9 protein-coding genes and 1 pseudogene are annotated in these 9,225 nt (G+C 57.5%); 1 reads left to right on the plus strand and 9 read right to left on the minus strand.

The window, feature by feature from the left end; all coding sequences use genetic code 11:
- Positions 1-64: 64 nt before the first annotated feature.
- The 9 genes and pseudogenes from LQ220_RS22555 to LQ220_RS22595 form a co-directional block, all read right to left on the minus strand.
- On the minus strand, positions 65-1,282 hold the full coding sequence (locus LQ220_RS22555) for a cellulase family glycosylhydrolase (protein ID WP_230190312.1): 1,218 nt from the start codon (positions 1,280-1,282) through the stop codon (positions 65-67).
- Positions 1,257-3,290 carry an acyltransferase family protein gene (locus tag LQ220_RS22560; protein WP_230190313.1) on the minus strand — a complete coding sequence of 678 codons (2,034 nt, stop codon included), beginning with the start codon at positions 3,288-3,290 and terminating at the stop codon, positions 1,257-1,259. The genes LQ220_RS22555 and LQ220_RS22560 overlap by 26 nt, the downstream gene beginning before the upstream one ends.
- Positions 3,291-3,298: 8 nt before the next feature.
- Entirely contained in the window at positions 3,299-4,126 is an 828-nt protein-coding gene (locus LQ220_RS22565; RefSeq protein WP_230190314.1) for a glycosyltransferase family 2 protein, read from the minus strand.
- Positions 4,123-5,247 (minus strand): glycosyltransferase family 4 protein, encoded by a 1,125-nt coding sequence (locus tag LQ220_RS22570; RefSeq protein WP_230190315.1) that lies wholly within the window; start codon positions 5,245-5,247, stop codon positions 4,123-4,125. The genes LQ220_RS22565 and LQ220_RS22570 overlap by 4 nt, the downstream gene beginning before the upstream one ends.
- The gene (locus LQ220_RS22575; protein ID WP_230190316.1) at positions 5,244-5,783 is read right to left on the minus strand and encodes a hypothetical protein; all 540 of its coding nucleotides are present in this window, start codon (positions 5,781-5,783) and stop codon (positions 5,244-5,246) included. Before LQ220_RS22575 ends, LQ220_RS22570 begins: the two co-directional genes overlap by 4 nt.
- Positions 5,780-6,610 carry a WecB/TagA/CpsF family glycosyltransferase gene (locus LQ220_RS22580; protein WP_230190317.1) on the minus strand — a complete coding sequence of 277 codons (831 nt, stop codon included), beginning with the start codon at positions 6,608-6,610 and terminating at the stop codon, positions 5,780-5,782. The genes LQ220_RS22575 and LQ220_RS22580 overlap by 4 nt, the downstream gene beginning before the upstream one ends.
- A 56-nt stretch (positions 6,611-6,666) precedes the next feature.
- Positions 6,667-7,236 (minus strand): NAD-dependent epimerase/dehydratase family protein, encoded by a 570-nt coding sequence (locus LQ220_RS22585; RefSeq protein WP_290369086.1) that lies wholly within the window; start codon positions 7,234-7,236, stop codon positions 6,667-6,669.
- Between the two features lie 98 nt (positions 7,237-7,334).
- Positions 7,335-7,842: pseudogene (locus LQ220_RS22590) on the minus strand (IS5 family transposase); the annotation flags it as partial.
- Between the two features lie 705 nt (positions 7,843-8,547).
- Positions 8,548-8,691 (minus strand): hypothetical protein, encoded by a 144-nt coding sequence (locus tag LQ220_RS22595; protein WP_230190319.1) that lies wholly within the window; start codon positions 8,689-8,691, stop codon positions 8,548-8,550.
- 410 nt (positions 8,692-9,101) lie between these two features.
- On the opposite strand from LQ220_RS22595, the gene LQ220_RS22600 reads away from it, so the two are divergent.
- Positions 9,102-9,225: GDP-mannose 4,6-dehydratase (locus LQ220_RS22600; RefSeq protein ID WP_230190321.1), on the plus strand; the 124-nt coding region annotated here is incomplete at its 3' end.

Below are 9,225 nucleotides of genomic sequence, written 5' to 3' on the forward strand. Positions count from 1 at the left end.
TATACCCCTAGTTCCAATAGTCCGACCATCCTTGCCGTACGCCATCGAGATCGGCGGTGTCAGGTCAAGGTCTCCACCCCACCGCGTGCGCCACGTCCTGACGAAGGAAGTTCGTTGCGGGATCAATGTAGGGCCCGCTTGGGCGCACCGGAGGCCAAAGGGCATAGGCGAATCCTTCGCGCTGCGAGGTCTGGCTGATCATCTGCAACCAGCGCACGATATCGGGCAAGATCTTCCGCGCGTCGGGGCCAGCTTTGAGCGTCATTCCGAATTCGCCCAGAAGGATGCGCCCCCGGGCGATTCCCTGGCGATCCGCCCAAACGCCGACTTGGCTGATCTCCCGGGCGTACCAGCCGGGGCCGGGGCCGTCGCGCAGGTAGGCCTTCAGTTCGGTCACCGATTCCGGCTTAATCTGCCCGGCAGGAATCGCGAAGTAGTCGGCAAGGTGTGAACCGCTGTCCGGCGTGGACCTGTCAGGCATGGCGGGGAAGGGCACACCTCGGAACGCCGAACCGCGATAATACGTTGCCTGGTGCGTGAAGATGAACGGCTCATAAAAATGGAAAGAAAAGATGGCGTTGGGATCCTCGCTGTAGACTCTAACATCCAGCTGCATAAGGTCGGCTTTGCCGTCATTGCAGCCTTTCAGTACAAGAGGCAGCACCGGCGCCTCGCGCCGCAGCAAACGGTAGAGCTGCGCCTGCAACTCGGGCCACTTTACGTCCCTCATTAACTTGCATGCCGGCTCATTGAGCAGTTCCAGACCAACGCTTCCTGCCGGCATGCGCTTGAGCCGCCCAGCCATCTCCACCAGTGCACGCGAAAGACGCGCCCGCTGCCCGGCGTTGTTGACCATCGCGGCCGACTGCTCGGCGGGGTTGCCAGGGGGCCAGTTATGAAAATCGACCACCACACGAAACCCGGAAGCCCGCATCGTGTCTACCACTTTGAGAACTTGCGTCATCGAGGCCGAGCGTGCGGAGTTATCGTCCGTCAGCAGGGGCATCGGATTCGTCACCAGCCTGATGAGGCCCACACCATAGCTCGCAACGAGCCTGAGCAGCGTGTCGGTCGTTTGATCAGCCGTGACGACATACGTGCTCTCGCCTCTGACGGGCAAAGTCGCAATCGCGAGCGCCGAGTTCGAGACTGCGCGGGGATTAGCCATCAGCGTCCTGGCAGGGCTCGGCTGCGCGGGCGCCAGCTCCGGCGCGCCGCACGCTGCAATGCTCAGCAGCCCGGCAAGGAAAAGGCGCCTAGCGACTTTTCTGGAGCTGTTCATGCCGTGCCTTTCCGGCCTGAAGAAGCCGCGCTGCTTCGGGAGCAAATAGCGCCGCGCCTGCCCAGCCCACATGACGGTAGTCGTAGAATAGCGGCAGTGGCCCCCGGTTTGCCGCGCATTTTTCGTTCGTGCAGTACGTAAGCAACGGGTCGGCATAGGGTATGCCGTGCGCCCGCGCCATTGGCTCAAGCAAATTGTCGATCGCCTGCGCTGACTTCAGCCATTGCGACCGTGCGTAGAGCTGGCGCTGGGTGCTTTGGCAGCAGGCCGGCCCAATGATGGTTCCGGGCACATCGTAGCCCGGCTCTACCATTGGCCCAACTAGCACCGCTGTGACGCCGATCTTCTTAAAGTAGTCGATGGTCCGCATGATCTGCATCGCCATCGCCCCCTGATCGTCGCCGTGGATCGGCCGGCCATCCGGGCCAGGCACTATGTAGTCATGGGTAAATACGCCGACCCAGCGGCTGTGCATCACCACGATCCCGATGTGCTCTCGCTTAATGAAATCTAGTGCAGCCTGGTTCGTTTCCTTGCAATGGAAATCCGATCCGCGTGACACATCAACTATGCCCGGAATTGGCGGGCAGCCTCCCTCGCCAACAAAAGCCCCTGCAAGGCCAGCCTTACGTCCAGCGATGTCGAACGCGTTGCGCAGCGCTTCGGCATGGGAATCGCCCCAGAGTAGGTACTTCGCGGGCTCGCCCGGCACACCCATTCGGCAAACCCGACCAGCCTTGATGTCGTCAACGGTTCGGGCTTTGGGTGAAATTGTGGTGCCCGAGAAGCAGGCCTCGCGGTCGGGATTGCTCCAGGTATTGCGCTCGGCCAGTTTCCAGTGCTCTGCCGATCGACGCTGCGGCCAACCGCTTGAAATGAATATTGTGCCGGCACAAACTAGGAGCACAACCGCGCTCACCGCTGCTGGCACGATAAGCCGCCAAGGCTTTAAAAGCGAGAAACAGCGCTGCGCTCCATCTTCGACCAGGCGAGTGGATATCCAAGCCGCTGCGACCGACAGGCCCACTAAACCCAGTCGGCCCGCCAGCGATAGGTCGTCTCCCGCTAGATGTCTGCCGAACACCAAAATTGGCCAGTGCCAGAGATAAAGCGAATAGGACAGCCCTCCCAGCCAGATAAACGGCTTGAGGGCGAGCACGCGGCCCGCCACAGTACGACCATGGAGATCGGCCCAGATCGTGGCGGCACCGCCCAGTACCGGAATCGCCGCGGTCGCGCCCGGAAAGCTCATGCTGGTCGAATAGAACAAGATCGGGCTGAGTATTAGGCAAAGCCCGACGGCGGCTGTGGCCTCCCTGACGCGGCGCGAGGCCGGTATCCGCGCGCCGAAGATGCCAACTAAACCGCCCGCAAGGAACTCCCATGCCCGCGGCGGCATTAGGTAAAATGCGGCAGTGGGGGCATAAGCTACGGTTACGGCTGCAGCTACGAAGGACAATACTAACAGCACGGCCATGCCGTAGGCATAGCGGCTGCCGAACAAGCGCCAAAGCGCCCATACCGAGAAGGGCGCCAGGATGTAGAACTGCTCCTCGATGCCCAGTGACCATGCATGCAGCAGTGGCCTGGTTTCTGCCGACGTGTCGAAGTATCCTGACTTCGTGTAGAAGAAGATATTGGCGGAGAAAAATAGGGTGGCGATGACGCTGGCCGCCAGCGTCTTCAAATCGACCGGCGAATAGATCATCGCCCCGGCCAACATCACAAAGGCCAGCATCGGCACCAGCGCTGGCATCAGTCGGCGGAGGCGTCGGAAATAAAATGCGCGGAACTTGATTCCGCCACCACGCACCTCGCGGTCCAGCCCGTTGATGATCAGAAACCCAGAGATTACGAAGAACAAGTCTACCCCTACAAAGCCGCCGTGCAGGAACGGGAACTGCGCATGATAAATGACAACGGACGCGATCGCGAGACAACGCAGGCCATCGATATGCGGAAAGTATCCACCCTGCCTGGTGACGTCGGCTCGCTGAACTCCAGCCACCGCATCCATCAAAACAAAACCTTTCGATATGGCGCAAGAAAGTGGATTGGTTGCCAGATGCCCGAGTGACGCCGCGTAAGGAGCCACCAACTTCTAGGCGGAATGCCCCGGTGCGAGGTCATCTTGCGCCAGCGTTCGCGCAAGGGCCCTTGGTTGTAGCGGATGGGGGCATTGTTGTTACACAGCCCCAGTGTGGCGGGCAGTACTAGGATCGGAATGCCGGCGGCCTTGGCGCGCAGTCCATAGTCGATGTCCCCCATGGCGTGCAGAAATCCTGGATCGTTGATGCCGATGCGCTCGACTGTCGCCTGACTGATGAGGACGATGTTGCCGTTGAAGGTTTCGGCAAGCTGGAGCCTGTCAGCCATTGGCAAGCGCTCGAACTTGAGCCCGAACGGGCTCGGCACCCGGCGCTGGCCGCCGTAGCTGACGCGGTCAAAATCGTCGCGCGTCGCGCCCACTAGGATAAACGCGCGTTTAACCCCGCCCTGCGCGTGCCACTGTTGCGCGAGGCGCTCCATCGCATCTGCGTCGAGCACAACGTCGTCGTTGAGCCAGAGATAGCCGTCGACCTCTAAGCCCAGTGCATGGCTCCAGGCCTTATGCATACCGCCGTTCCAGAAGCAGTTGCCGTCGCCGCTAAGCACGATAGCGCCCGGCCATGCCCCCAAGGCTGCTTTAGCCGTGCCGTCGGTGGAAGCATCATCGAGCAGGACGATGGTGAGATCGAAGTGGGCAGCAGCCGGTCTCAGTGATTCTAGCGCGCGCACCGTCATTGCGCGGCGGTTGTGCGCCGCCAACAAAACCGCGATCCGGGGCAGCGATCTCTCGCTCATGAAGCGAGCGCCTTCAGCGCCCCGCCGGCAAAATTCCGCGCCATCGCTTCAATTGAATAGCGATCAGCCATTGCCCGGGCGGCCTCGCGCATCCGTTCAAGGGCAGGCCGATCCAGCAGTAGTGCCGTCACTTCATCCGCATATGCCTCGGAGCTTTGCCAATCAGCGACCTTTAAGCCGCTCACCCCGGGCTCTAAATAGGCGATTTCCGGACTGTGCCAAGGAAAGGCTGTGGTCGCGATCGCAAGGCCTGCCGTCCCTGCATCAAGGATGGCGAGGCCCATCAGCCCGGGCATCATGAACACATTGCCTAGCAGCATGAGATTGACCTTTTCTTGGCCAAAGCGTGGCCCCATGACGTGGACCCAGGGACGGCTCTCCGCAAGCTGCTTGACTAGGGGCAGATCCGATCCGCCGCCCACCACAATTAGTTCAAAATCGGGGATGCGCGCACGAATGCGGTCTGCTGCATCAATCAGGAATTCCATTCGCTTGTCGGGATAGATGCCCCCGACAAAGACGCCCACATTCTTACCGACCAAATCTATCGACGCGGCGAGCGTAGCGCGCGCCTCGGGTGTGGAGGCTGCCATCTGCTGGCGCATGAGCGTAGTATCGACTGAGTTGTTGAACACGGTGATGCGCTCGTCCGGAAAGCCCAACGATCTGATGTGCGCGCGAGTCTCCTCAGTATAGCCGAACCACCAGTCGGCCTTTGTGGACCAAAACCGCTTGAAGCGCTCGGCCACGCTATTGGGATTCCGCGATTGAAAGTTGCGCCCATGGCCAAAATACGCGGTTTTCTTTAAACCGGTGAGCGAGGCTAAGTTCAGAACGTAGTTGAGCAGGAGCTTATTCTCCTGTTGGATGATGACCAAATCGGACTTCATCGCCTGCCTCAGGCCATGCTGGTAGAGCAGCCCGCCCGGCAACGCGGTCAGGCCGACCTTGTGGCCCCAGGCTATGTCGATCGCATCTCGTTTCTTCCGGTTCTCCTCCCCCGGCGCGCAGTAGACGACGGTGTAGTATACGTCATGCTCTGCCAATAGAGCGCGCAGCCGTTCGTGAAACGGCGCTCGATAATGGTGCGAGACTGGAAAGATGTAGCAGACGCGTTTCATGCCATACTCGACCAGGATTGCAGCTTGTGTTCGTGCTGCTGGATTTGCTTGTCGGAAAACCTTCGTCCGACGCAGCGAGCTGGATTGCCCGCCACGATGTCGTAAGGCTCAACGTCAACAGTGACGACCGCTCCGGCCGCTACAATCGCGCCGCGACCAATTTTTACGCCGCTCATAACCACCCCACCGAAGCCGATCCAAACATCGTCGGCGATGTCGATTGCATTGCTTGGATGGCTCGCCAGGGCTGGCGTGTCCCCAATCCACGGTGCACGGCGTATGGGCACGCCAAGCGCTCGCATGTCATGGTCGCGGCGCCCAACGATGCCAACATTGTTCGCGATCAGGACACCATTGCCGATCCGGCCATTGACTTGGATCGAGCAGAATTTGCCGATGTAAACGTCATTGCCGATGTCCAACCCGACAACCGAACTCACGTAACTGAATAGTCCTAGGTGAAAGCGCTGCCCTGTCGTCACCTGGCCACTGACGAAGGCGCGTTTCTTAGCACCGTTCCAAAGCGCGCCGATCAAGGTGTCACCTGCCGTCTCGCTAACACAGCACCACGAACCATCAGCACGAGGAACTTGGGCGCCAAGATCAGGTAACGACGCCACAGCCGGCGTGGCTCGCTAATCAGCCGATGTAGCCATTCCAGCCCGTTGTTGTGCATCCAACGCGGGGCGCGCTTGACATCCCCGGCGTAGAAGTCGAATGCCGCGCCAATGCCGACGAGTGTCGCCCCCGGAATGCGGCCGACGTGATCGCGCATCCAGTATTCCTGCTTGGGCGTGGACAGGCCAACCCACACCACGTCAGGCCGAGTGGCAGAGATTTCGACGATTGCAGCCTCATCTTCCTCGGATGTCATGGGCCTGAAAGGGGGTGTGCTGGAGCCCACGATCAGCAGACCTGGAAATAGTCCGGTCAGCGTAACCGCCATGCGCTCGGCAACCCCTGGTTTGCCACCATAAAGATAATGCCGGGTGCCCGCCGACACTGATGCTGCGCATAGCGCCGCCACTAAGTCCGCGCCGCAAACCCGCTCGGCATCGTTGTATCCGCGCGCCTTCAACGTCCAGACTAACGGCATTCCGTCGGGAGTAATTAGCCCGGCGCCATCGTGAATATCCAAGAGCGCCGGATCTTCCTGGGCGCGCATCACCCCGTGCACGTCGCGAACGCAAATGTACTGAGCATTGCGATGGCTTACCCAGTCTAAAACGGTGCAGACCGCGACGTCCATATTGATGGTGCTGATTGGCACGCCCAGGACCCTGCTCGCCGGTATCCCAGCAATGGTGCGGGTCGCATATACGTCCGTTTTGGCAGTTTGCGGAAACTGAATTTTGGCATTCATAGCCCGTTAACCCTATTTTACGCCCTTAAAGATAAGTTGTTGCCGTTTGAGCAAGTTCAAGCGGCTAGAAATAGCTCAGGTAGCCTTTGCCGGGCATTGCTGTAATACTCGAGAAACCAGCGATGGGCATCGCGCATTGTTTCGAGCAATGCGATCTTTAGCTTCCAGCCTCTAGCATTTAGCCGGCTCCGGTCCATCAGCTTTCCCGGGGTTCTGTCAGGCTTGGTCAGATTCAAGACGAACAGCAGTGAATGAGCAGACTTGTTCGCGTGGAGAAATTTGCATCCGGGTTCGCCAATACCCCAGATCAACACGTCAGGCATGCCATTCGGCGCGGCTTCATTTAAGCTGCTGCTGAGGGCAAGCATGGCGTGCGAGTTTGCTGGGTGAAAATTGTCGCGCTGGCCATAGATGTTCGTCGGCATGACGCTAGGGGAGTCGTTGCCGAACTGCCGGTTGCAACTTTCACACAGTTTGATCCCGGCAATCTTGATCATCGCATAGGGCTCGTCGGTTTGCTCCAGTTTCCCGATGGGACGGGGTGGCGCCGATAAGCTGTACCCTTCATTTAGCTGTTCCTCTCTGTTCTTCCGCTGAATGATCAAGACACCTATGCTGCGCTGCACAACGCAGCTATACGCCGATTTTCAAAGTCGAACAGATTTTTTTTTAATTTGCAGATCGAACACAGGCCTGCCCGAAAAACTTATCCCCTAGGATCGACTCATAGCCAAAACAGCACTGCGGCAGCGAGAGCGAAGGCTGAGAGCAATAGTTTGGGCGTCTGTCGTAGCGGGTAACGAAGCGCCTCCCGTATTTGAGGCGACCGAACATGATCTCGATGCGGTTGCGACTTTTCTATGGACGCTTGTCTTATTACATGGTTTTGTTGCAGGTTTGTGATCAGGGATGCAGGGGGGGGGTAATCTCCTTTTCCTGCAACGCATCACGGAACCAGTCGGCGTCATAACCCCGATCGTCCAGCAGTCACTGTGCTTTAGGCAGGGCGTCCAGCAAAGCCGCCGCTCCGGCGCAATTGCCCACGTGTCACGCTGTAGTGAAGATATTTATCGGACGGCGTTTGGCATCCGTCACAGCGTGTAGCTGGGCATTCACGCCGCCCCTTGTGCGTCCAGTCAGCCGCTCAAGATCCCCTTTTTTACCCGCACGCTCCATGCCGTGCAGTGCGTTTTGACATAGGGCGTATCTATCATGATTGTCTCGCGCTCAGCGCGTCTGGCTAACAGCTCGTGAGCGCTTGTTGATGTTCTTATCATTTACGTTTAGACGAATATATATGTTTTTGGAGGGCGACGCGTGAGCCATTGGCAATCTTGGGATTGGAAAAATCGGACACCGCCTGTCGATTTAGAAACTAGAGTTGATATCTTATACGAAGATGAGATGGTCTACGAAACCCTGCTTTGTAAAGATGCTGAGTGGACCCGAAACCGCTGCCCTATAGTCCTCTGGAGACCCGCTGACGATTGAGGCGCACGTTGTGAAATGGCTAAGATCCGTTATCTCAATTATTGTTTTACGGAAGCGCTATGCCAGAACGAAGTTGTCGTGGAACATTCAAAGGGTCATTATACATCGCTGCAGGATTAAAGCGATCATAATGAATGTAGTACGCTCACCGTTTCGGTGAAAGCAACTTGCAGATGTATATAGAGGTGCTGAACGACACTTCATCCAAAATTGGTTTGGTTTCGCATGTGAACGTAAGATAAATCTTGCTTCGGTTTAGCAGTCTAGGCTTGCTTCTGGCGAGCCCGTTAAAGTCATGAAGCCATTATATGTGCGTTCTCAGAAATCATATTATTGGTCTGAACTGGCCGCTCACAAAATGGCTAAGCCTGCGTGAGTCCAAATGAGTGGAGTTTACATTGAGTGGCTACACCGTTTGGACATGCAGGATCAAACCATGATGAACTTTAATATTCCAACTCTATACCATGCGCACGATCATATGCATCCAGAGCCACAAAAACCGGCGAGGCCAGGATAGCCAAAGGGGCCAGCGCAATGATCACAATCGCGTTTAAAACAACATTCGCCATTTTCGATATATTTCGCATTGGAACTCCTCGAGTTAATATATTAAAACCTAAAAGCTTGGGGCCGCCTTGGAGTTCCTGCCGTTTCGAATGTGAACGACGATTAATTGGGCGTTCGTCCCCTTCAACATGAGTGCGTCGTCCTTATTGGAAAGATCCCCCGGCGAAGATCCATCATGCGGCGGCCATTGCCGAACGCAAAGACGACCTTGCATCCGGCAACGACATCAAAGCGGCGAAAGGCTCTTGCTATTTAAGCCGCAATTAGAAGACCCCAACTGGTTTGCACAACGCAGCCATAGCTTTGCGGGTGTGCCGCTAAAAGTTGGTCGGTTTAACGAAACATAGTTGTTGGATTGCCGCGGTGCAGCAAAAATGGCTTGCCTATAGCCGCAGCTAAGGAATAGTTGGCCAAACGATGGGGTGATGACATGAATGATCGCAAGGTTGCGTTGATAACGGGTGTGACCGGACAGGACGGCGCCTATCTGGCCGATCTGCTTCTATCGAAAAATTACGAGGTCCACGGCATCAAGCGGCGCTCCTCGTCGTTCA

This window comes from Sphingobium sp. CECT 9361 (assembly GCF_918741285.1).
Taxonomy (GTDB): domain Bacteria; phylum Pseudomonadota; class Alphaproteobacteria; order Sphingomonadales; family Sphingomonadaceae; genus Sphingobium.

What these genes read in the sequence shown, in the direction of transcription:
- LQ220_RS22595 (WP_230190319.1), bottom strand. Translation starts at nt 8,691, where the DNA reads ATGCGAAATATATCGAAAATGGCGAATGTTGTTTTAAACGCGATTGTG.
- LQ220_RS22565 (WP_230190314.1), bottom strand. Translation starts at nt 4,126, where the DNA reads ATGAGCGAGAGATCGCTGCCCCGGATCGCGGTTTTGTTGGCGGCGCAC.
- LQ220_RS22570 (WP_230190315.1), bottom strand. Translation starts at nt 5,247, where the DNA reads ATGAAACGCGTCTGCTACATCTTTCCAGTCTCGCACCATTATCGAGCG.
- LQ220_RS22580 (WP_230190317.1), bottom strand. Translation starts at nt 6,610, where the DNA reads ATGAATGCCAAAATTCAGTTTCCGCAAACTGCCAAAACGGACGTATAT.
- LQ220_RS22555 (WP_230190312.1), bottom strand. Translation starts at nt 1,282, where the DNA reads ATGAACAGCTCCAGAAAAGTCGCTAGGCGCCTTTTCCTTGCCGGGCTG.